We start from the raw sequence: 23659 nt of genomic DNA on the forward strand, positions 1-23659 counted from the left end.
CCGGTGTCGCTGCTGCGCTGGAAGAAAAAGCCGCCCGACGGTTCGTCAGCTGACGAGCAGCCTCGTGGCGTTTCACTGGATCGGGAGGCCAATGAGCGCCTGGAGCAATGGTCCCGCGCCGTGCGCCGGGTGCGCATCTCCCGCTCGCTGCTCAGCCTGGCCTGGACCGCCGGCCCGGTCACCGGCCTGGGGCTGACCGGCGGCTACTGGGTGGCCTACGGTCATCCCCCCCACACCCAGCTGCTGATCTACTTCACGACCTTCACCATCCTCTCCGGCCTGATCGGCCTGCTGGCCAAGATCGTATACGACAGCACCTGGGGGCCGGCCCAGGAACGCGCCCAGGCCGATGTATCCAGCACCATCGATCACCTCGGCGACCTGATCCTGGCCAGCCGGGATCTTCATGTGGCCGGCCTCAGCGGCCAGGCGCGGCGCAGCGAAGCAGCCCGCCAGCTCCTGCGCCGGGTTGACCTCTCACCGGCCGGGATCGGCCTGGCCTGCCAGGACCTCACCGGCGATCGCCAGCTCGGCGAGGTCCTCGCGCGTATTGAGAGCTACCGCCGCTCGGGCCTGTTCACCCGCATCCGGGACCTCAACGCCCAGCACGAGGAACTCTTCGATACCGCGTACCAGCAGATCCGGCCGGAGGCCCCACTGGCCGCCAGCGCCCTGCGCGAGCGCTTCCTCGGTGAAGTGCCCCAGCTGCGAGCCGGCATCGCGCGCAACGAGGCCTTTATCGAACGCGTACTGGCGGGTTTCGAGGAGGATAACCCGCTGCTGATCACCATGGGCGACGTGGAGGACATGCTCGGGTTGGCCTTCGAGCTGATCAACGGCCGCGAGATCCCCATCCTCACGTTCACCTACCGCGGGCGATGGCAGCTTGCCCGCGCCCTGGAGACCCTGGAGACCGCACGCAGCCGCTATCGCCTGGCCCAGGCCGCCAGCGACAACCGCATCCGCGCACTCGCCGCCTGGCTGATCGAGGCCGACGCCCTGCCCTACGAGCTGGTCCCCGAAGAGTTGCCTTCCAATAAACTGCTGGAACGCGTCATGGCCGCCATGGACGACCTGCAGATGCGCATCGACCGTCTGCAGGCCCTGGAGCAACGCCGGGCCCTGGACCGGGCCAGCCGCGAGCGCCTGGCACGCACCGCGGACACCCTGGGCACGGCGCTGTCGCTGTACCGCTCGGCCCGAGAGGCCCTGGTCACCCTAGGCACTGCCCACGCGGAACTGCTTAAGGCCACCGAGCGCTGGAACGACCTTGCCGGAACCCTGCCCGGGGATCCGCAGCGACTGCGCACCAGCCGGGGCGGCCGGGGCCTGCGCATCGTCGAGCGGACGGTCGCCCTGGACGAGGACGCCCGGCAGACCGTCTGCCAGCAGATCATGCGTCACCTGCGCGACGAAGGGCTGGAGTGGTTGCGCAGCGACGCGCAGCCCCGCCGCCCCCGCGAGCAGGTGCGCGATCTGACCCCCCACCGAGCCCGGCACCTGGCCGTTGAGACCGCGCTGGCCCTGGAACCGCACATCCAGCTCTCCCGGCCCGAGGTCCAACGCGGCCTGGGGGCCACCAACGCGAGCTACCTTGGCGGCCTCGAGCCGGGCATGAGCGCCCGGGAGAAACGCGACCTCGGCGAGGCGATGGCCGCCAGCGTCGAAGAGGACCTGAGCCGCTCCGCTGAGCAGCTGGCACTTGCCCTGGTCCGCCACTACCACGTGGAACTCACCGAGGACGGGAGGCGGTTCCTGACCGAGACCTACGGCGCCCGCGAGCGGGTTCTGGCGACCATCTCCCGCGGGCAGCAGCTCAGCGAGCAGGCCAGCCAGGTGAGCCTGCTCAGCCGCCGCCCGACGCCGGTGCCGCTGCCCCGGCGCGACTGGTACCGCAGCCTCGTCCGCGCCCGACGCGCACTGCGCCGCTAGGCGCGGCGATACGGCGCACGGGGGTGCGCGCCTGCGTCCCGGCCACCCCCTGCAACACCATTGAATTCCTGAGCCAAACTGGGAGGAGTGCCGTGTGTCCGGCCTCCGGAACCGGGTCGCCCAGACAGACATCATGGAGTCGTGTCGATGAAATGGGTAGAACAACGACTTGGTCGACGAATCCGTCGCGGGACCCTGGAGCTGCGCTATGACGACGGAGAGCAGTGCGCCTACGGGGACGGCGGCCCGCCGCACGGGGTGATGCACATCCATCGCCGGCGCACCCTGCGGCGCATCGCCCTCGATCCGGAGTTCATGCTCGGCCAGACCTACATGGACGGCGACTGGAGCCCCGGTGAAGGCGGGCTGCTCGGCGTCCTCGAGGTGCTGCTGAACAACTTCCCGCCACCACGCGCCCGCGGCGTCAAGGCCTGGCTGCTGTGGGCCGCGCGCCCGCTGCAGCAGTGGAACCGAGCGGCCGCGGCGCGGCGGAACATCGCCTCCCATTACGACCTGGACGACTGGCTGTTCCAGAACTTCCTGGACGCCGATATGCACTACTCCTGCGCCTACTTCGAGGATCCGGACATGGACCTCGAGTCGGCGCAGCGCGCCAAGGCCGCCCACATCCGCCGCAAGCTGTGCCTGCGGCCCGGCGACCGCGTGCTCGATATCGGCTGTGGCTGGGGTTCGATGGCGATCCACCTGGCCCGCCATGAACAGGTCGAAGTGGTGGGCCTGACCCTGTCGAGCGAGCAGCAGCGCCTGGCGCAGGAACGCGTCCGGCAGGCGGGCGTGGCCGACCGCGTCGAGATCCGGCTGCAGGACTACCGCGACGTGACCGGACCGTTCGAGCGCATCGTCAGTGTCGGCATGTTCGAGCACGTGGGGGCGCCCTTCTACGACACCTACTTCGACACCATCCGCCGACTGCTCACCGAAGACGGTGTGGCACTGGTCCACAGCATCGGGCGCTTCAATCCGCCCGGCGTGACCAACCCATGGATCCGGCGTTACATCTTCCCCGGCGGCTATATCCCGGCCACCTCCGAGGTCATGAGTTCGGTGGAGCGCGTGGGCATTCGCACCACGGACATCGAGGTCCTCCGGCTGCACTACGCCTACACCCTGGCCAACTGGCAGGCACGCTTCCAGCGCATCCGCGGACGCGTGGCCGCCGCCAAGAGTGAGTCGTTCTGCCGCATGTGGGAATTCTACCTGGCGGTCAGCGAAGCCGCCTTCCGCTGGCGCGGCATGATGGTCCTGCAGCTGCAGCTGGCGCGGCAGCAAGACGCAGTGCCTTTGACACGCGATTACCTTTACAGTGGGGAGCGCGAAGAGCGCCGATGGCCGGAGCCATCGCGGATTGCAAGCTGAGCCGTTCCCGTCGATCGGCCGGGCGCGGGGCCGGCGGCGGCGGACCATCCGCCCCAGGAGGCACGCACCATGCCCGCAACGATTGCCAACATCCTGTCCGATCAGGAGTTCTTCGAGGGGCTGGAGCGCGCCCACGTGGAGTTCCTGGCCGAATGCGCCAGCCCTCGCACCCTGGAGCGGGATGAGGTGCTGTTCCGCCACGGCGACGCCGCGCGCGCCTTCTACCTGATCCGCTCCGGTGATGTCGTGCTCGAGGTCCCGGCGATCAGCGGGCCCACGCTGGAGGTCCAGCACCTGGGGGCCGATCAGATCCTTGGCTGGTCCTGGCTGATTCCCCCGTACCGCTGGAATTTCAACGCCCGCGCCGAGGATAAAACCGAATTGCTGGAGTTCGACGGCGCTGCAATCATCGCGCGCTGCGAGGCGGATCCGGCTTTCGGATATCAGATTCTGAAACGCTTTTCGGCGCTGATGTCGAAACGATTGGATGTGGCAAGAGAGCGCATGATGGATCAGTGGAACCCCCCGGGTTTCGCCTAACATCCTGTTGCACAAAGGCAACCGATGGGCCGCGCGCAATGGTGGTTACCCGCGGGAATCAACAGGGGGCGGCCCGGAACTGCGGTTTGCGGAGGTTATCGCTCCTCGGTATTGTAACGACGGGCCGGGGGTATGATTCGCCCTGATCGGGCTTTTTCATGGAGGTGTCCAGAATGAGCGAGGACATGAACGACAAATCGACCAAGAAAACCTCGGAAACGAGCACCAAGAGCAGCACCACCAAATCCACGGGTAGCACGGCCAAGGCCGGCACCACCAAGTCCGAGAGCGCCAAGTCCGAAGCTGCCAAGTCCGGCACGGTGGAGACCGCTGCCGAGCAGGGCAGTGCCGGCAAGGGCACGAGCAGCACTGCCAGCAGCAAGGCGAGCAGCTCCGCCTCGACCACCAGCAGCTCCACAACGGCGAGCTCGGCGGCTTCCGATTCCGGCAAGAGCAGCAGCGATAGCGCCGAGGCCTTCCTCGGCAACTCCGGGCTGCCGCGCCACTTCGCTGCCGGCCTCTCCTACGTCGGCGGTCCCGTTACGGGGGCGATCTTCCTGCTGCTCGATCGCGCGGACCCGTTCGTGCGCTTCCATGCCGCACAGTCCCTGGCGATCTCCGCGGTCATCGCCGTGGTCTGGATCTGCGTGGCGATCCTCAACGCCGCCTTCGCCGGCATGCCCCTGGTGTTCTGGGTGGGTCTGATCGGCCTGCTGTTCATGGCCTTCAACGCCTTCCAGAGCAAGGATTGGGAGGTGCCAGTGCTCGGTGAGTACTCGCAGAAGCTCTCCGACAAGGTGTCGCCGGACGACGAGGGCAAGTAAAACGCTCTCATCTGTCTTAAGGCATCCGGTCGCCTTCCGCCGGCCTCAGGCCGGCGGAAGGTTTTTAGACCCTCTCGTTTCTTAAAGAGCGGCTATACTCCTTCGTTGAGGCGGTTGCGGGGACCGCCGCGACTCGGCCCGCAGGCCGAGGACTGACGTGGGGGAGCAGGCCGTGGGGCTGGAGCAGCTTTATAAGGACCTTATTCAGTACCTGCGTGCGATCTGGCATCGCCGCTGGTGGATCGTTCCGTTCGCCTGGGTCATCTGCCTAAGCGGCTGGACCTACATCCACACCCTCCCCGACGTCTACCAGTCCTCCAGCCGCGTCTACGTCAACACCCAATCCGTGCTCGACCCGCTGCTGCGCGGCATGACCGTCCGCCCGGACACCGATCAGCGCATGCGGATGATGTCCGCAACCCTGCTGAGCAACGACAACCTTCGTGACATCGCCCGGCAATCGGATCTGGACGTCCTCCTCGGCCAGGACAACGAGCAGGCCCTGATCAACACACTGCGTGGTGGGATCCAGCTGCGCAGCCAGGGGCGTGACAACATCTACACCATCTCCTTCTCGCACCGGGACCCGGAGGTCGCCTACCGCGTGGTGCGCGAAACCTCCAACCTCTTCATGGAACGGGGCCTGGGAGACTCGCGTACCGACTTGCTCAGCTCCCAGAGCTTCATCGAGCGGCAGCTAGGGCGCTACGCCCAACTACTGCGTGACAAGGAGGAGGAGATCGAAGCCTTCAAGCGGGAGCATGTCGCCCTGCTCAGCGCCGGCGGGAACTACTACGCACGGCTGGAACGGGCCCGCGAGGTGCTGGCGCAGACCCGCCTGGAGCGCGAGGAGCACCTGCGCCGGGTGGAGACCCTGCAGGCGCGCCTGGACGAGGGGCGCAGCTCGCTGCCATCCGACAGCAGTTTGAGCGACCCCCGCCTGGATGAAAGGATCAGCCGCCTGCATTCGCAACTGGATGAGATGCGCCGGCACTTTACCGACTCGCATCCGGACGTCGTGCAGACCCGGCGCATCCTCGAAGACCTGGAGGAGGAGCGGCGCAATAGCGTCGAGCTCGCCATGAGCGAGGGCGGCCTGGAGCTCTCCGGCATCGACACCCCGGTGCGCCTGGCCCTGGCCGAGGCCGAGAGCCAGGCGGCCGCCATGGACACCCGTGTGCGTGAGCACGAGCGCCGTGTGGCCAACCTGAAAGAGCTGGTGGACCAGGTACCCGCCATCGAGTCCCGATACAACGCCCTGACGCGGGACCACGAGGTCCTGCAGCAGAGCTACCGGCAACTGCTCAGCACCCGGGAACGGGCGGTGCTCACCGGCACCGTGGAGACCGAGACCGCGGCGGTGGACTTCCGGGTCCTGGAGCCCCCGCAACGACCCAGCAGCCCCGCGGCCCCGGACCGCCCCCTGCTCGCCAGCGGAGTTCTCCTGCTCGGCCTCGGTGCAGGGTCCGGCGTCGCTTTCCTGATCTCGCAGATCCGCGGGACGTTGGCCTCACCGGCACAGCTAGCTGCGCTGACCGGGCGCCCGGTGCTCGGGGTGGTCAGTCGCGTCCGCACCCCCACCCGATACCGCCGTCAGCGCCGGGAGATCACCGTCTTCACCCTGGCACTTATCGGACTGATGATCGCGTTCTTCGGTGCCCTCAGCCTCTACAGCGGGGGGGGGTTGGGCGGGCTGATCGGCTAGTCGCGGCCTGCTGCAGCCGCGCCACCAGCACCGGGATGCGCTCGGCCCAGCTGTTCCGCCGGGCATATGCCAGGATCGCCGCATGATCCCACTCCCGGCTCAGCGCATCGAGGATGGCCCGGCGCAGGGCTGGACCATCTCCAAACGGTACCAGCTGGCCCAGGGTGTCGCTGGAGACGACCTCGCGATTCCCGCCGACATCAGTGGCGACCACCGGCAGGCCGCAGGCGAAGGCCTCCAGAAAGACGTTCGCCCACCCCTCGAAACGGGTCGGCAGGACGAACAGATCGGCCGCGGAATAGCAGTGGCGCAGCCGCTTGGGCGGAACAGGGCCCGTGAACACCACCCGGTCGGCCACCCCTTTTTGCTCCGCCAGCGCCCGCAGACGGCCCTCGTCGTTGCCATCCGGGCTGCCCCCGCCCACCGCCAGGTAGTAGAGATCCGGCTGCTCCTGGAGCATCTGCGGTAGCTGCTCGATGACCCGGTGGAAGCCCTTGCGCTCGTTGAGCGTCCCCACCGTGATCAGCACCCGGGCATCGGGCGGGATACCCAGCGCCTGACGGGAAGCCCACCGGTCCTCCGGATAAAAGAGGTCGAGGTTGATCCCGTTGGGCACGACTTCCACCGAGATGCGATCAGGCTCCATGCTTAGCGCAACCTGGCGCAGCGAGTCGCAGACCGAGAAGACCCGAGCCGCCCCACGCAGCGCTCGGCGGGCCTGATACCGCGCCAGCCGGGTGCGCGAGATACGCAGGATGGTCCCACGCAGCGTGATGGTGTAGGGGCAACCGAGCCACCGGGCAACCAGCCACGCCGCTACGCCATCGGGGTAGATAAAATGCGCATCGATCAGATCCAGCTGCCCGGCGCGACGCAGCCGCCGCAGGGTCGGCAAGACCCCGAGCGCCTGAAACAGCCCGTCCAGGCTCTTGAACACCCCGGGGATGCAGAGAAAGCGGGGGTGATGGACGTCGATCCCCTCGCGCTGCTCGTGGCGCGGCACCCGGGGCCGGAACCAGGGCCGCCAGTAGCGGATCAGTCCCTCCCCGGGGAACCAGGGCACCGGCGCCACCACCACCAGGGGCAGGTGCCGGGCAACGCGGGCCATCCGCTCCTGGACGAATACGCCGAAGGTCGGCTGCGCCGCGTTGGGGTAGACCCGGGTGAGCACGACAATCCGCGGGCCCGCAACCGCATCCGGGCCGGAAGGCTCCTGCACAGACCTAGGCCCCCGCCACGACATGTCGCTGATTCCTTTCGTCCACCGCCTCCAGGACCCGGCGCGCGTTATCGACCCAGCGATATCCCCCTTGCTCGATGCGCGCCGCAGCCCCCTCGCCCAGCGAGTGCCGCGCCTCTGCATCGTCAAGCAGTTGCGCCAGGACCGACCCTAACGCCTCCCAGTCTTGCGGCGGGAACAGTCGACCACTGACGCCCTCCTCGATCACCTCGCGGATATTGGGCCGATCAGGCGCCACGACGGCCCGTCCGATGGCCAGGTACTCGAAGAGCTTGATGGGGGAAGCGTAGCTGGTCACATCCGGCTGCACGGCGATGTCCAGCGCCGCCAGGTGCGCCGGGACCTCCTCCTGAGCCACCGCCCCGGTAAAGATCACCGCCTCTTCGATCCCCAGGGCCCGGGCCTGACGCCGCAGGGCGGGGACCGCCGGCCCGTCGCCGACGATCAGCACGCGCTCGGTGGCCCCACCCCGCAGGCGATCGGCCATGGCCGTGAGCAGGCCATCGACCCCGTGCCAGGGCCGCACCCAGCCAACGAACCCCACCACCCGGCACCCCTCCAAGCCATACCGCCTGCGCACGGACGAACCGTCCACCGCTGGATGGAACCGCCGGCTGTCGACCCCGTTGGGCATAACCAGCAGTTTCCCCCGCGGGACCCCGCGGCTGGCGAAGATCTCCGCCATGGAATGGCTCACCACCACGGTTCGGGTCGCTTCGCGACAGAGCCAGTCCTCCATCCGCTGCGCCGGGCCGCGCAGCACAAGATCACCGTGCTCCTGCAACTCCAGGCTCAGCGGGGCATTGACCTCAAGCACCAGCGGGCGCCGGATCCACCGGGCCACCAGCAAACCGGCGCAAGAGAAGAGCGCGTAACGCTCATAGATCAGATCCGGACGTCGGGGCAGGCAGCGCAGGAGCAGCATGAGCGCTGCCGGCACGTTGTAGGCCAGGGCGAGCACCTCATAGAGCCAATGGGGGATCCGCCGGCCGGCCAGGGTCGGGGTGGCATCGGCGTCCTCGACACCCGACTTCGCACCGTCGGTCGCCTGCCCCTTCGCCGCCGACGCCGGCCGGCTATCCCGGGCTCGCCGGCGCCGGGCGGGACCGGGCTCGACCACATCCACCCGGTGCCCAAGGGTTCGGAAGGCCTCGATCAGGGCTTGGATGTGGACGCCCTGGGCATCCTCGGCCCGGGTGCGGTGGTGGTAGAGGATCCTCACACTCGACATTCCTTGTTGGCTGCAGCCCGATGTGCCCGAATGCCTGCGTACCTCAGCGCTCCAGAGACCTGCGCAGGAACGACTCGAACATCAGCAGCGCCCACAGGGGGCGGGCGTGGTTGCGCCGCCCCGATTGATGCTCATCGAGCAGCACCTGGAGGCGGGTAACGTCAAAGAAGCCGCTATCGGCCAGCCGCTCGCCAAGGAGTGCCTGGCGCAGCGGGGCCCGCAGCGGTCCGCGGAACCACTCCGCCACCGGCAAATCGAACCCCTGCTTACGCCGGTAGAGGATCTCTCTGGGTAAGCGATCCTCCACCGCCCGCTTGAGCAGCCACTTCCCCTGCCCCTCGCGGATTTTCCAGTCCGTTGGCAGCCCACCGGCCCACTCCACTAGGGTGTGATCGAGCAATGGCGCGCGGACCTCCAGGCCATGGGCCATGCTCGCGCGATCCACCTTGGTCAGGATGTCCCCGGGCAGCCAGGTCTTTAGATCCAGGTACTGGACGAAGGCCACCGGATCGTGGCCAGGGGCATCCGCGGCGTGCCGGCGCAGCACCTCCACGGCGTGGTACCCCTGCAGCTCGGTGTGCAGTTGATCGGAGAACAGCTGTTGACGCTGCGCATCGTCCACCACTGCCACGCTGCGCAGATAGCCTGCCACCGGGTCCGCAGCCAGGGCCTCGAAGGTGGCCTTGGCCCGAACGACCTGAGGCGCCCAGTCGGCCTTCGGATACCAGCGCGCCAATGGCGCGAAGAGCCGGCGGCGCAGTGGCCCCGGCAGCCGATCACGGACCCGCGCCTCGCGGGCGTACCCCCGGTAACGTCGGTATCCGGCCAGCACCTCGTCGCCGCCATCCCCGGAGAGCGCAACCGTGACGTGCTGCCGGGCCACCCGGCTGACCTCGTAGGTCGGCAGCGCCGAGGGGTCAGCAAAAGGCTCATCGAAGAGCAGCGCCAGTTCATCAAGGAGTTCAAAACGTTCCGGGCTCAACTCGTAGAGGTGGTGGTTCAGCCCCAGGTGCGTGGCCACGCTGCGGGCGTGATCCGCCTCGTTGTAGCGGGGGTCCCCGAAGGCGATGGAGCAGGCATCCACGGGCTGCCCGCCGAGTTCACTCATCGAGGCGACCACGGCGGATGAATCCACCCCCCCCGACAGGAAGGCGCCCAGGGGGACCTCGGATTCGAGGCGCACGGACACCGCCTCGCGCAGCCGATCACGCATCTCCTCGACGGCCGAATCGGGACTCAGCTCGGAGTCGCCTGTAAACCGCGGCGACCAGTAGCAGCGCGGCTGCGCAAACCCAGCACCACGCCGGAACGTGAGCGTGTGCCCCGGCGGGAGCTTGCGCACCGCCGCGAAGATACTCTGCGGATCCGGCACGTAGCCGTAGGCGAAGTACGCCTCTACGGCAGAGGCGTCGAGATCCCGCGGCAGATCGGGACAGGCGAGCAGCGCCTTGATCTCCGAGCCGAAGAGCACCCGCCCATCGGCCAGTTCGGCGTAGCAAAGCGGCTTCTTGCCCAGTCGGTCACGCGCGAGGAAGAGCGTCTGCTCCCGACCATCCCAGACCGCCAGGCTGAACATGCCCCGGAAGTGCTCGACACACGCCTCCCCCCAAGCCTCCCAGGCGTGGACGATGACCTCGGTGTCACAGCGCGTGCGGAAGTGGTGCCCCAGCCCCTGCAGTCGCTCCCGCAGGTAGGCGTGGTTGTAGATCTCGCCGTTAAAGACGGTCCAGACCCGGCCGTCCTCGTTGGTCAGCGGCTGCTGACCGTCGGCCCGGTCGATGATCGACAGCCGCCGGTGCCCCAGGGCGATACCGGGCTCACAGTGCACCCCGGCGGCGTCAGGCCCCCGGTGGCTGAGGGTATCGGTCATGCGCCGGATCAGGGCCTCCTGCCCCGGATCTCCCCCGTCGCGACCACGATCCAGAATGCCGGCAATCCCACACACCGCAGATCAGTCCTTTCCAGCCAACGGGAGACGTTCCGGCGCGGCGGGCAGCAGCTCACGGTAGAGTCCCTCGTAGGCGGCCACCATCGTCTCCAGCGAGAAGTGCGCCACGGCCCGCTCCCGGCCAGCGCGCCCTTCGTTGCGGCGGCGCTGCGCATCGATCAGATACCCTTCGAGCACCTCACTGAGCCGCTCCGGATCCTGAGGGGGGATGAGGGTACCGGTGACGCCGTCCCGAACCAGTTCCGGCACCCCGCCCACCCGCGAGGCAACCACCGGCAGGCCGCTGGCCATGGCCTCGAGGACGGTTACCGGGATGCCTTCCGCCAGCGACGGGAGCACGAAGACGTCGAATCCCGCCAGGCGCTCGGCGACTGCCGCAGAGTTGCCGGCGAACTCGACCTGCGCGGCGATGCCGAGCTCGCCGGCCAGGGCCCGCAGGGCGTCTGCCTCCGGGCCAGCGCCGATCAGCACCAGGCACGTAGCCGGGGATGCCGGGGCACGCTCCAGTAAGCGCGCAAAAGCGCGGATCAACGTGGCCTGATCCTTGACCGCGCACAGACGCCCCACCGTGCCAATAACCAGAGGCGCCGCATCTTCCGATCCCGAAGCCGCTTGCGCATCGCTCACCCGGTAACGACGGGTGTCCACCCCGTTGTAGATGTGGCGGACCCGCTGCCGAGGCACACCCACCCGCTCGATCAGGTACTCCGCCAGATGGTGGGACACCGTCACGTGTCGGTGAACCCAGGGGCTCAAACCCCGGCGCAGCCACCGGTAGCGACGACGGGTGCCGTCGAGATCGGTGATATTCCAGCCGTGTTCGGCGTGCACCCGGGCGGGGACCCCGCTGAGCGCGGCAACGGGCTGACACTCAAGGGCGGCGAGATTGGAGGTGTGTACGACATCCGGGCGGAGCTGACGCAGCAGGCGGTAGAGCCGGGCCAGGGTGCCGAGCCCCCACCCCGGCGATCGGTGCAGGGCGTACACCGGGACCTCCGGCGGCAGGCGGCGGCGGAAGTCCTCATCGTAGTCGGCCAGACAGACCAGGGCGTGCCGGTATGAGTCTGGGGCGCTGTTGCGCACCAGTTCCACGAGGATGTTCTCCAGCCCTCCGACATCCAGGCGATAGAGGATATGCAGCACCAGCGGCCGCGGATCCCGCCCATCCCTCGCCAAGTGTTGGCCCTCAACACTCAATGCTGCTGCACCTGCTCAAGGGTATCCAGCACCTGGGGCAGCGCCTGCTCGGCGTACCGCCGCAGGGCTGGCTCCACCTCCGCGGGATCGGAGTCATACCGCGCGTAGAGGATGAGCAGCGCGGCGTCATCCCGACCGCCGAACAGCCTCGACAGGGACTCGCGGAACTTGACCTCGTGGGCGCTGCGCGTCAGATGCCCGTCCACCCAGTACCAGCGCCAGACCAGCAGCCGCTCGCCCGGGCCGGAGAGCTCATACCGAGCGGGCCGGGGCCAGCCGTCCACGTCACCGCGGCCGCTGGCCCGACGGCTCCAGCCGTCGCGATCGCGCCCATCCAGCGTGTTCTCCCAGCCGACCATGCTGCCGTGGCGGTGCTGCTCTCGGTAGTAACCCACGTGGATGCCCACCGGGATCCCCTCCTCATCGACGAAGCCCCCCGACACCGTCTCCCGCGCGTGGCGATAGCCTGGTACCCAGGCATTCACCTCGACCGGTTCCCAACCGGGGGCGGCCCAGCCGTCGGCCTGCAGCCCGCTCACAGCGCCCAGATCACGCTCATGCATCCAGTGCGCATACAAGGGCCCGGCGCCCACCAGGGCGACGCCGGTCAGGGCCACCAGCCACAGCCGGCCACCGGCGCGGGCTGGCACCGGGCCTTCAACGGCCACCACATCGTCGGCGGCCGGAGCACTCCGCCGCCGTTGTGCGGCTCCCGGACCGTCCTCCCGCCAGAAGGTACCGATCCAGAAGAGCAGCGCGATGACGAAGCCAAAGAAAATCCAGCCATAGACAAGGTGGTCGACCCCGGCAGCCAACTCCATATCACTGAGATGGCCAATCATCACGATCAGGTAGGCGCGCAGGCCGTTGGCGATGATCGGCACCAGCGCCGAGGCAAGGACAAACAGCAAGCGACGCATCCAGCTGCGGTAGACCAGGTAGGCGTAGAGCGTACCCAGGGCCAGGGTGGCGATCAGGTAGCGCACGCCACTGCACGCCTCAACCACTGACCAGCGACCGGTGGGCAGTTCGAAGTTGAGCCCTTCCCGGTAGACGGGGATACCAGTCATCTGCACCGCCCAGACCGTGAAATCGGCGGTGACATCCATCAGCGGCGGCACCAGAAAGTCCCCAAAGGGCACCGCGAAGAACAGGTAGGCCAAAGGGAAGACCAGGATCCAGGCCACCCCATTGCCCAAAAACAGCCAGACCAGTGCCGGGACCAGCAGGACGGCGGCGAAGTGCCGGACCGTATCCACATCCACCAGGGCGCCGAGGACCCAACCGAGCACCAGCCCCAGGACCGGCAGCAGCGCCACGGGCTGAACCTGGGGCACCACCCGGGCCAGCTCGTGACGGAGCCGGAAGACCAGGAACAGCACAATGGGCACGATCAGAAAGCCGTGGGCGAACGTCTCCGAGCGCGACCAGATCCCGACGATGGACTGGTACGTAGGGAAGAACGCCACCGCCAGGACCAGCCCGGCCACCGCCAGCGCCGCCAGGTGCCCCTTCCAGGCCGAGCGCTGGCCCGCCACGACTGTGGAGACCGTCTCACCGTCCATGGCTCACCCCCACGGCGGACGCTTCCTCCATGGGCACGCCGGCGCGCTTCCCGCCGGCCAGCAGCTGATCCAGGCGCGTCAGCTGCCGCTCCCAGGTATAGTCATGCAGGATGCGCTGGCGCGCTGCCGCGCCGATCCCCTCACCGGCTTCAGCCAACTGGCGGCAGACGGCCTCAGCCATCGTCCCGGGCTCGGCGGCCGCGCGGACCACCTCGGCGTCCAGATCCACCTGCAGCCCCTCCAGCGCCTCCGGCGAAGCGATCACCGGCCGTGCCAGCGCCATGGCCTCGAGCACCTTGTTCTGGATACCCCGCGCCACCCGCAGCGGCGCCACGGCCACGGCCGCATGCCCGATCCACGGCCGCACGTCATCGACAAAGCCCGTCACCGTGACGCCGGGCTGCCCGTTGAGGGCAGCCAGCGCGGGGGCCGGACGGCTGCCAACGACATAGAAGTGGGCCGCCGGCTCCTGCGCCCGCACCCGCGGCAGGACCTCCCGGGCAAACCAGCAGGCGGCGTCGACGTTGGGCCAGTAGTCCATGGCCCCGGTGAGCACCAGCGGCCGCTGGCCCTCGGGGTATGGACTCGGACCGACCGCCGCCGGATCGAAATACCCCGTATCCACCCCGTTGCCCATGGGCACGACGGCAGCTGCCGCCTCCGGGGCCAGGCCGCGAAACGCCTCCGCCTCCGACGGCGAGACGAAGACGCTGGCATCGCTGACCGCGGCCAGACGCCGCTCATAGTCCAGCAACCGCCTCGCCTCCCGCGCGAAGACCGAAGCCATCGGCCACGCCCGCCGCTGGGCGTACTGCCGCCACTTGTCCGAGTCGATATCAACAAAATCGACCACCCGCACCGGCCCGTCGTCTCCCGCAGGCAAGTACTGCCCCATGGACGAGGAAAACACCACCACCGCGGTGAGCGGGACCTCGTCGTGGACCCGGCGAACCCAGCGGGCCAGCCCCCGGTCCCGGTACCAGGGCAGCGTCAGCGGCTCGCCGCTGAGCAGACCGCTCAGCGCCCGCAACTGGGCCCAGCGGCGGGGCAAAGGGCGGGCGCAGACATCCGCGCAACACGCCTGCACCTGCTCCAGGTACGGCCAGTCCGCCGGATCGTCCACGAAGGTCCCCAGGTGCACCCGGTGGTGGCGGGCCAGGTGGTGCAGGACATGGTAAGAGCGGATCTTGTCGCCCTTGTTCGGCGGCCACGGCAGCCGATGCACCAGAAAGAGGATATCCCCCACGCCCCCTCCTCAACCGAGATTGCGGACCACCAGCGGTCCGAGTCGATTGGCCACCGCCAGGGGCAGCCGCTGCCAGATCCGGATGGCCCGCTGATAGCGGGGGTTGAGCGGATTGTGATCCGGCACATCCGGTCGTTTGTAGAGCCGATACTCGTAGCTCAGCGCCTGGGGCTCGAACCCCCAGTTGCGCTTGAAATGATAGGCGCCGGTATCGCGTTTGCTGCGCCCAAAATCGAAAAGCTGATACCCCTCGGCGCAGGCCCGCCGCATGACCTCCCAGTAAAGGAAGTCGTAGCCGGCCACCTCCCGCGCCTCGGCAAGCCCGCCGCCGTAGTAGGGGAGCACCTCGTCGCGGAAGTAGAAGTTGAGCACACTGGTCACCGGGCGGCCCTCGCGGCTGACGGTTAGCACCCGGCAGTCGTCGCCGAAAACCTCGGCGAGGGCGTGGAAGTAGCGGCGCGGGAAGACCGGGGTCCCCAAGCGGTGGACGCTGCGCGCGTAGATCGCATGGAAGCGATCCAGGTCCGTCTCCCACTCTGCCTGCAGCCCAGCCTTGATGCCTTGGCGGACCATACGCCGCTGCTTGCGCGGGATGGCCTGAAAGTTCGCGTCCTCGTCCGGCTCCATCGCCTTGCGGAAGGTGGCGTAGAGGTCATCCCGGCGCGGCCAGTCGGTATGGACCGGGGTCCGGTGGCGGTACTCCAAGTGCTCGACGCCGAGGGATTCCGCACACCGCTGCGCCTCCTCATCCAGCGCGGCGCGGGCCTCCTCGTCGGCCGCGGCCAGGCCCCCGTAAACACAGAAGGGGGTGGAGACCAGGGCGTCCCCAAACAGCCAGCTGCGCACCCGGGCCAGCGGCAGGACCCCTACCACCTCGCCGTCGCGCTCGGCCAAGAGGTACTGCGTGGCATGACCAAAGACCTCCCGGAGCACCCGCGCCCAGCCGCTGCGATGGAAGAAGGTGGCCTCGGACGAGCGCAGTACGAAGGCATCCCAGCGGGCCTCGTCCCCGTCCTCCAGCGCTGCTACGCGCACTGCCATTCGACACGCTCCTCCATGCTCAGCAGGGTCATACCGCCTGCGCGGCGACTTCCTGGCCCGCCGGCCAGTCTCGAGCTCCGGCGAGCTCCGCGGCAAACACGCGATCGATGCGATCCCAGGGCAGATCCTTGAAGAGACAACGCAGCCGCTCCTCGGTACGCCCCAGGTTCAGGTAGTGGCGGAACCGGGTGCGCAGATCGATCCCGGGGATGCGCGGCTGCTCGGCATCCAGCTCCCAGGGGTGGATGTAGAAGACCGCCGGCTGGCCCTCCACCTGGCTGATCCAGCGCAGCGCACCGCGAGATGCGCGGTACGGGAGCAGGCGGAAATAGCCGCCACCGCCCGCCGGCAGGTGCCGACCGAAAACCCGCAGCGTGGCCGGCGGGATCTCCATCAGCCCGCCGGGGCCATCCGGCCAGTGGGCCTGGCGCGGCGCATCGGGCTCCCCGTAGTGATCGTGGCGGATCGGGTAGACACTGGAGCTGTAAGTGTGTCCGGTCTCCAGCAGGATCTCCCGGGCCCAGGGGGTCCGCGGCCCGATGGAGAACGCCGGCGCCCGATACCCGGTCACGGCCACCCCGCCGATATCCTCAAGCAGCTGCCGGGCCCGCAGCAGGTCCTCGCGAAAGGCCCGGGGACCTATCTCCCAAACGCGCTCATGGCCGTGGCCATGGCTGGCCAGCTCGTGCCCGGCGGCCACGATGCGTCGGACGATGTGGGGGTAACGTTCCGCCACCCAGCCGAGGGTGAAGAACGTGCCATAGACCCGGTGATCGGCGCAGAGCTGCAGCAGCCGATCCATGCTCGCCTCGACCCGGCACGGCCAGCGGTCCCACTGGTCGCGGCGGACGTAGGGCGCCATGGCCAGAACCTGGAAATAGTCCTCGACATCCACGGTCAGGGCGTTGGCCCGGACTTGTCCGCGGGCTTGCATCGACGATCCCCCCGGGGGCTTTGCCCCCTTCTCCTTCGCTCCCTCGCCCGACACACCGGGCTTCATCCCGGCGAACCCCGTCACTCCGCCTCGTTGCGGACCCCCAGCATGCGCTTGACGGTGCTACCGATCTGCCGGGCCAGCCGATAGTTCGAGACCAGATAGCGCTCCATGCGCTCCAGACGCTGATCGAGCCGCTGGTAATCCTCTCGGTGAACGGTCAGGACCTGCTGAACTTGTCGATAGGTAAAGCCCAGGTAGCGCTCCAGGCGCTGCAGCCGCTGATCCAGGGTCGCCGACTCGACAGCGGCGCCGTTGCCCTCGCCCTGACCCGGCGTGTCCGCGGCGGCGGTGTCGTCCGCCTGGGCTTCGCCAAGATCAGCCTCCACTTCATCGATGACCGACTGGACCTCGCGCACCGAGAACTCGTGGCACTCCTCGAGATACCCCATCAGCAAAAGCCGGTCGCACAGCGTATTAATCCGCCGGGGGATACCTCGAGTGTAGTCGTAGATCCGTTGCCAGGCGCCCTCCGAGAAGCTCGGGTCATCGGTCCACCCCACCTGAGCCAAGCGGTGCTCAATGTAGGCCCGGGTATCCTCCTCGTCCATGGGGCCCAGGTGGTAGGTGGCGATGACCCGCTGGCGCAGCTGCTGCATGTTCTCGCTGCGCATCAGGCGGCGGAACTCCGGCTGGCCGAGCAGGAAGCTCTGCAGCAGCGGTCCGCCCTCCTCGCCCTGGAAGTTGGAGAGCATGCGCAGCTCCTCCACCGCCGCATCGCCCAGGTTCTGCGCCTCATCAACCACCAGCAACGCGCGCTGACCGCGGCCGCGGATGCGGACCAGGTACGCCTCCAGGGCGCGCAGCTGATCGGCCTTGTTCTCCGGCGGGTCCTCGATGCCGAAGGCCAGGCAGACCAGGCGCAGCAGGTTGTCGGCGCTGAGGCGCGTGCTCACCAGATGGGCGGCAACCAGGGGGCGGTCCACGATGCCGCCGAGCAGGCTGCGCGCCAGGGTGGTCTTGCCGGCCCCCACCTCGCCGGTGATGACGATAAAGCCCTCGCCCTGCTGAACCCCGTACTCAAGGTAGGCCATGGCACGGCGGTGCCCCTTGCTGGCATAGAAGAACCGCGGGTCGGGGCTCAGGGCGAAGGGCTTATCTCTGAGGCCGTAGAAGTCCTCGTACATAAGGGGCTCAAAACTCCATGGTCAAACGGGCGCTGATCCGGTTCTCGCGGCGGCGATCGCTGTCATCATCTTCCTGCTCGCGGCTTTGTCGGTGGCTGAAGTCGAGATCACCACTGGTCCGGCGCCCGATAGAGCGCGAGAGTCCCAGCGAGACCCGCCACTCGTCCGTTTGCTCCTCGACTTCATCCACTTCAAGCGACTCCTCGCCGTCCTCAGTCTCGACCCGCACCCGGCGCGTACTGCCCTCCACCCGCCGCAGGGTCGCACGCAGATTGGCTTGCGTCCGCGCACCAAAGGCCCAACCCCAACTGCCCGTCACTCTCCAGTCACGATCAACGACATCTGCCGCCTCTTCAATTTCAAGGAATTCTTGTTGAATCTCCGACACCCCCCCACCGACCTCGGTAATCCTTGTGCTAAGTGCTTCACTCTCTAAATCGAAGTCCTGATCCGTCTTGCGCCGAGAGATCTGTAAACGGAACGTATTGGGCCCAGTTTCGTAATCCCAACTACCGCGCCAAGTCTCTGAAAATGTGGTGCGCTCGTTTTCACGAAAATCATACTCCAACACATCAAAAGGGAAGTCTTCTGCACCGACCGCGCCGAGAGAACGATCCAGCCCGTCGGTGCGTGCCTCCTCATAGGAAAGCCGCCACGTTGAGCGGGGCGCTTGATGAACCAAACTAAGCGAGCGTTGTTCCCGCCGATCGGTCCGCTCGATCAACTCGAGATTAACCTCATCCTCGAAGTCGATTTCATCCTTGAACTGCCCGTAACTCCCCTGCAGCTGCGTATTGCGGGTGATCCCCCAATCGGCGTTGACCCGCCAGCTCTGGGTGTCCACCCGCGGCTGATCCTCCACCCGATTCCAGCCATCGCCGCCGGAGACACTCATGCGCAGTGAGGGCGTCACCTGGTAGCCCAGGGTGGCTTCATTGAAGAAGCGATCCACCTTGGCCCGCGCCGGGTCATCGAAGCGGTCCCAGGTACGCTCCGAGCTGAGCTGCCAGAAGGTCCGGCCGAACATGGGGCCGCTGTCCAGGCGGTAGCGCGCGCGGTGGACCTGCTGCGGCTCGCGTTCCGAGCGGTGATAGCGAGCCTCGTCAAAGACGTACCGCACCTCCTGATCCGCGAAGCGGCCGATCCGCCAGAGCCAGTAGGGGCTGATGCGATAACGAGTGGTCTCCTCTTGATCCCGCGGGGTCACCGGGTCAAAAGCGGACTCGGCGCGAACGCTGCGGCGGATCGACCCGTCCACGAAGATCGACTCCCGCACCAGTTCGGCGTTGCCGCTGCCGGACAGATTGTGGGTGCTGCTGTCGCGGTCGCTATCGTCCCAGTAGAAGCGATTGTTCCAGCTGTAGTTGAGATTAAGCTGCGCCCGGGCACCTTCGCCGGTGAGCGTAAAGCTCGGCCGCACCAGGGTGATGAAATCCGACTCCTCCCCTCCGCGCGGCGCGAAATCGGCGTTGTCGGTCCACTCCTGGCCGACGGTCACCCGCGGCGTGAACGTCCACTCCGTGCTCGCCGCGGCGCCCCCGGGGAGCAGCAGGAACCCGGCAGCGGCCACCCCGGAGACCGCCCAGGCCCGCGGCCTAGCCCCCCTCAGCGACACGGCCGCCGGATCCAGTTGCAGCGCCCCGTTGGACCTCGCTGGCGTAGGCGCCGTACCCGCCATAGCCGCCGTAGCTGTAGCCGCCGTAACCCAGCCCACCGAAGCCCGTCGCCTTGTTGAGCATGGTCAGCACCACGTCACAGCCTTCCAGCAGTTCAGCAGCCCGGGTCACCGCCGTCTGCGCCGTGCTCTCGGCCTCGACCACCAGCAGCACCTGTCCCATCTGGCGGGCCAGCACACTGGGCTCACTGGCCGAGAGCAGCGGCGGGGAATCGAACAGGATGATCCGATCGGGGTAGCGGGCGTGGATCTCTGCTAGCAGGTCGGACATGGCTTGACTGGCCAGCAACTCCGTGGACCGGCCGTGGGGCCGACCGGCGCCGAGGACGGTCAGATCGGGGATATCCGTGCGCAGGAGCACGTCGGGCAGGCTGACATCGGGGTCCGTCAGCACGTCCATCAGGCCGCGGTCGGCCTCGATCCCCAGCGCCTTCGGGATGCTGGGCCGTGCCACATCGGCGTCAACCAGCAACACTGTCCGATCCACCTCCAACGCCATGCTCAAGGCCAGGTTGATGGTGGTGAAGGTCTTCCCCTCGCCGGGGACGGCACTGGTGACCATCATCAGCCGCCCGCCGTCGACCATCGGCGTACCGTGCCGGCCGAAGGCGTTATCCAGCAACGGGCGCTTGATCAGCCGGAACTCCTCCTCGAGCCCGCTGCGGCCATCGCCAGGGACGTGGATGCCCTGATGGCGCAGCCAGCCGTAATCGATGGTGCGATCCGCAGGCCGCTCAATCGTCGACTCACAAGCGCCCCTGCGGCGCGATGCAGCCGGCCGCTCAGGAACCGCACCGGCCTCTTCCTGCCCGGGGACATCCGAGACCTGCTCCGCAACCCCCTCCAGCTCCTGACCCTCGGCCCCTTCCCCGCCCATCGCGCGCCGGGCCTGCTTGCCCCGCCGCTTCTCCAGCGCCCGCTCGATTATACTCATCGGCCTGTTCCCCCCTCCTAGGTAAAAACGACCCCGACCACTACACCATAGGCCACCAAGAGCGCGCTGGTTGCCGAGGAGAAGACCACCATCTCCATCCGCCGGCGCCGCCGGTGCGCCGGAGTCCGCACCCGCCTGACCTGCCCGACCACCGGCCGGCTGGCAAGCTCACCCAGTTTGGTCGGCGAGGCCACAGTCCCGCGGACCTGTGCCAGCAGGAAGGCAAAACCGGTCCCCGCCGCCAGCCCGAGGAAGAGCACTGCACTGGCGAGCAGCGGGCGATTGGGCGCCGCCGGGCTACCCGGCTGCTGCGGAGGCTCCAGCACCCGGAAGTCCACCGAGTCGGTGCCAGTCTCCACCTCGCCGGCTAGCACCGCCTGCTCCAGGCGATCCCGGAGTTGATCGTAGCTGCTCTGCAGCGCCTCATAGTCGCGCTGAAGCCGGCTGTAATCGGACTGAATCCGGGGGACGTCGTCGGACATCGCCTCCAGCTCGTCAAGCCGCGCCCGGCGTTCCTCGACCCGGGTCTCCAGTGAGGCCACCCGGCTCTCCGCCTCAGCCAGGTCCATCTGCATGGGGTGATTCGGATCCCCTAGGCCCACCCGATCCACCGGTGAAGCCAGCAATTCCTCACTCAATTCCGCGACCTGTTCCTCACGCTCTTCGCGCAGATCGTCCAGGATCCGCTGGGTGTGGCGGACGTCGGGGTGGGCGTCGGTGTACTGCCGGCGCATCTCATCGAGCTCGGATTCCAGATCGGCAATCCGCCGATCCAGCTCCGGATTCTCGTATTGGCGCGGCTGCATCAACCCGGGCTGGTCGCCATCCCCCTCGAGCTGCGCCACAAGGTGCTCGTACTGGCTCCGTGCCTGCTCGAGCTCGATCTCCGCCTCTTCCAGGCTCTCCCGCTCCGCCTCCAGGCGGCTGTAGAAGTCCCCACCGGCGACCAGCACCTCCGAGTGCCGACGCCGGAACTGCTCGATCTCCGCCTCCTTGGCACGCAACTCCTCGGCGTACCGCCCGAGCTGGTTCTCGATGAACTCCCGAGAACTGACCAGATCCCCCCGCGGATCGCCCAGCCCCCGCTCCATGAAGAGGTTGCCGGTCGCGCGCACCACCCGGTAGGCCACCTCCGGATCCCGATGCGAGAAAGAGATGGTGTAGATATTCTCATCCCGGCCGTGCAGATCGATCCCCTGCAGACCCTCGACCACGGCATCCAGGTCGTCACGGCCCAGCAAGACGTCGAGGTCGGCCGCACGGGCGATCTCGCGGAGGTTATCCCGGCTGAGCAGGGTGCTGGTCATCATGCTCATCCGCTGCTCGGCATCCGGCCGCACCGCCATGCCGCTGAGGAGCGGATCCAGTGCCGAATCCGTATCGACGTAGACCTCGCTCGAGGCCTGATAGGTATCCGGGATGGTGTGTATGTAGGCCCATCCCGGTACACAGACCAACCATGCGATCGGGAGGATCCACCAGCGTCGACGCCAAGTCGCTCGCAGCTGATGCAGGATCTCCCGGACGATCTGCTCCATGTTCGTCCGCTCCAGCCAGCCTCAGCTGGCGCTCACTACCGTTCCGGATGCGCATCCTGCTGAACCGCACCCTACTCCGGTGTCGGTGATCTTCAGGTTGCCTCGGGCACAGCCTTCCGCAGAAGCCCTGCCCAGCCTGACCACGCGCGCAGCCGCCTGTCTGCGTAGCGCTTTTGATCAGCCGCAACCGTGCCCTGAGGGTCTCCGGACATCGCCTTTCCCGTCGGGGACTCAAGGGATGCTGCAGATCAAGGTAGCAGAAGAACCCGCCGCCTACTGTCGGTCCGTGCTGGCCAACGGGCCGCAGGCAGATGAAGCAACGGGCATGACCCCACTCGTATGCCCCCCTCTCAGCGAAGAACTCACCCACTACAGAGTAGAGATCACCCCCCTAGCCGACACGTGGCCCAGGGTCGCCGGACTGTCCCGATCCTTGGAGTCCATCGGTCTGCATCCGAGACGGGATTTTGCGCGCAGAGCGAGCAGCCTTATTCAACATAACCAAAGCGGTTTATGCACTCCTCGTGACGCACACATATCACTCGGCGCTTTGTTATAATTGCCCGTTAATTTAACCGCAACTTATGCGGCGTTTTCTGAAAAAACCCCACCGCACCATGTCAAATCCCGGAGCTACCAATGCAGACCCCCTACCCTTCATATAAAGTGGTTATTGCTAGCGAAGATCAGACGCGGTGCGCTCATTTCCAGATCCGATACATGGTTTATTGCGAAAAGAAAAAATACGAACCCTCAAACCTTTTCCCAGACGGTTATGAGCGTGATGCGCACGACGCCCATTCACTTCACATGCTGTTAAAATACCAACCGCCCGGTTCCCAAAATCATCGCAACGTAGGTGCACTGCGCCTTATACCAGGAGGAAACAGACCGCTTCCGATCGAACACTTGGCCGATTTAAACCACAAGGAATCGATAACCGACGCAACCGGTGAACTCTCACGACTTGCTATTCATGGAGCCCCAGCAGGCCACGATAGCCTGCCTCTTTTCGTGCTTTGCCACGCGGCACAGCGTCATGCTGCTGCCTGTGGCATGTCGCGGCTTTACTTCCTCGCTCGCCCTGCGCTGGCGCGCCATCTGACCCGAAACCATCTCCCGCTGCAACAAGCTGGCCCTCCCTGTTATCACCGAGGTAAACGCATACCATACTCCCTAGATGTCTATGATTTTGCGAAGGGACTAAATCAATGGAGACACAAACTTGATAACCAATGGCTAAGCGCACGAGGTTCGGCAAGCACAAATAACCCCCTAAAAAAATGCTGTGAAACGATCGAAACCAAAAAAATTAGCGTCTGATTAATAATCTAAGCATAATCTATAGGGCGTCAGCCCTTCGCCACGCGAGGTACTAGGACCCATATCTAACACCACCGCGCCGGATCCTCGCTCATGAGTAGTAACCCTATCAAGGCTAGGGGTTACGCATTGGGTCTGATTGGGCTCGGACTCTCACGATCCCGTCTATCATACCGGTATGCCATTTTTCTGCTAGGACGCACAGCGTAAAAAATTATGTAC

The 23659-nt window shown here is 67.0% G+C and carries 18 protein-coding genes; 6 read left to right on the plus strand and 12 right to left on the minus strand.

The features are described from left to right. Nucleotides 1-3 precede the first annotated feature (3 nt). From LRF89_RS02175 to LRF89_RS02195, 5 genes are all read left to right on the plus strand, one after another. Entirely contained in the window at nt 4-1932 is a 1929-nt protein-coding gene (locus LRF89_RS02175; RefSeq protein WP_238635698.1) for a hypothetical protein, read from the plus strand. Between the two features lie 147 nt (nt 1933-2079). Beyond that, nucleotides 2080-3309, plus strand: coding sequence for an SAM-dependent methyltransferase (locus LRF89_RS02180; RefSeq protein ID WP_238635697.1), 1230 nt, complete (start codon nt 2080-2082; stop codon nt 3307-3309). A 69-nt stretch (nt 3310-3378) separates the two neighbouring features. Beyond that, nucleotides 3379-3849: a Crp/Fnr family transcriptional regulator gene (locus LRF89_RS02185; RefSeq protein ID WP_201170711.1), complete on the plus strand. Its 471-nt coding sequence runs from the start codon at nt 3379-3381 to the stop codon at nt 3847-3849. 173 nt (nt 3850-4022) lie between these two features. Beyond that, nucleotides 4023-4673 (plus strand): DUF4870 domain-containing protein, encoded by a 651-nt coding sequence (locus tag LRF89_RS02190; protein WP_238635696.1) that lies wholly within the window; start codon nt 4023-4025, stop codon nt 4671-4673. A 178-nt stretch (nt 4674-4851) separates the two neighbouring features. Beyond that, complete coding sequence (locus tag LRF89_RS02195; RefSeq protein WP_238635711.1) at nt 4852-6378, plus strand: XrtA system polysaccharide chain length determinant; 1527 nt, start codon at nt 4852-4854, stop codon at nt 6376-6378. Here LRF89_RS02195 and LRF89_RS02200 read toward each other — a convergent pair. From LRF89_RS02200 to LRF89_RS02255, 12 genes are all read right to left on the minus strand, one after another. Next, entirely contained in the window at nt 6335-7597 is a 1263-nt protein-coding gene (locus LRF89_RS02200; RefSeq protein WP_238635695.1) for a glycosyltransferase, read from the minus strand. The two genes, LRF89_RS02195 and LRF89_RS02200, sit on opposite strands and share 44 nt — an antisense overlap. Nucleotides 7598-7601: 4 nt before the next feature. Beyond that, nucleotides 7602-8840, minus strand: a complete 1239-nt coding sequence (locus tag LRF89_RS02205) for a glycosyltransferase family 4 protein (RefSeq protein ID WP_238635694.1) — start codon at nt 8838-8840, stop codon at nt 7602-7604. 52 nt (nt 8841-8892) lie between these two features. Further along, nucleotides 8893-10794 (minus strand): XrtA/PEP-CTERM system amidotransferase, encoded by a 1902-nt coding sequence (locus LRF89_RS02210; protein ID WP_238635693.1) that lies wholly within the window; start codon nt 10792-10794, stop codon nt 8893-8895. A 6-nt stretch (nt 10795-10800) separates the two neighbouring features. After that, complete coding sequence (locus LRF89_RS02215; RefSeq protein WP_238636519.1) at nt 10801-11973, minus strand: TIGR03088 family PEP-CTERM/XrtA system glycosyltransferase; 1173 nt, start codon at nt 11971-11973, stop codon at nt 10801-10803. A gap of 17 nt (nt 11974-11990) precedes the next feature. Next, on the minus strand, nt 11991-13559 hold the full coding sequence (gene xrtA / locus LRF89_RS02220) for an exosortase A (RefSeq protein WP_238635691.1): 1569 nt from the start codon (nt 13557-13559) through the stop codon (nt 11991-11993). Continuing rightward, nucleotides 13549-14805, minus strand: coding sequence for a TIGR03087 family PEP-CTERM/XrtA system glycosyltransferase (locus LRF89_RS02225; protein ID WP_238636520.1), 1257 nt, complete (start codon nt 14803-14805; stop codon nt 13549-13551). Before LRF89_RS02225 ends, xrtA begins: the two co-directional genes overlap by 11 nt. A 9-nt stretch (nt 14806-14814) precedes the next feature. Further along, a complete protein-coding gene (locus LRF89_RS02230; RefSeq protein ID WP_238636521.1) occupies nt 14815-15846 on the minus strand; it encodes a FemAB family XrtA/PEP-CTERM system-associated protein in 1032 nt (343 codons plus the stop codon). Between the two features lie 28 nt (nt 15847-15874). Further along, a complete protein-coding gene (locus tag LRF89_RS02235; protein WP_238636522.1) occupies nt 15875-16780 on the minus strand; it encodes an XrtA system polysaccharide deacetylase in 906 nt (301 codons plus the stop codon). 80 nt (nt 16781-16860) lie between these two features. Continuing rightward, nucleotides 16861-17967: an XrtA/PEP-CTERM system-associated ATPase gene (locus tag LRF89_RS02240; RefSeq protein ID WP_238636524.1), complete on the minus strand. Its 1107-nt coding sequence runs from the start codon at nt 17965-17967 to the stop codon at nt 16861-16863. 7 nt (nt 17968-17974) lie between these two features. After that, on the minus strand, nt 17975-19645 hold the full coding sequence (locus LRF89_RS02245) for a TIGR03016 family PEP-CTERM system-associated outer membrane protein (protein WP_274522062.1): 1671 nt from the start codon (nt 19643-19645) through the stop codon (nt 17975-17977). Continuing rightward, complete coding sequence (locus tag LRF89_RS02250) at nt 19563-20576, minus strand: XrtA-associated tyrosine autokinase (RefSeq protein WP_238636526.1); 1014 nt, start codon at nt 20574-20576, stop codon at nt 19563-19565. The genes LRF89_RS02245 and LRF89_RS02250 overlap by 83 nt, the downstream gene beginning before the upstream one ends. Nucleotides 20577-20593: 17 nt before the next feature. After that, on the minus strand, nt 20594-22114 hold the full coding sequence (locus LRF89_RS02255) for an XrtA system polysaccharide chain length determinant (protein WP_238636527.1): 1521 nt from the start codon (nt 22112-22114) through the stop codon (nt 20594-20596). Between the two features lie 639 nt (nt 22115-22753). Here LRF89_RS02255 and LRF89_RS02260 point away from each other — a divergent pair. Further along, nucleotides 22754-23437 (plus strand): GNAT family N-acyltransferase, encoded by a 684-nt coding sequence (locus tag LRF89_RS02260; protein ID WP_238636528.1) that lies wholly within the window; start codon nt 22754-22756, stop codon nt 23435-23437. Nucleotides 23438-23659 lie beyond the last annotated feature (222 nt).

Source organism: Halorhodospira sp. 9621, assembly GCF_022228055.1.
Classification (GTDB): Bacteria; Pseudomonadota; Gammaproteobacteria; order Nitrococcales; family Halorhodospiraceae; genus Halorhodospira; species Halorhodospira halophila_A.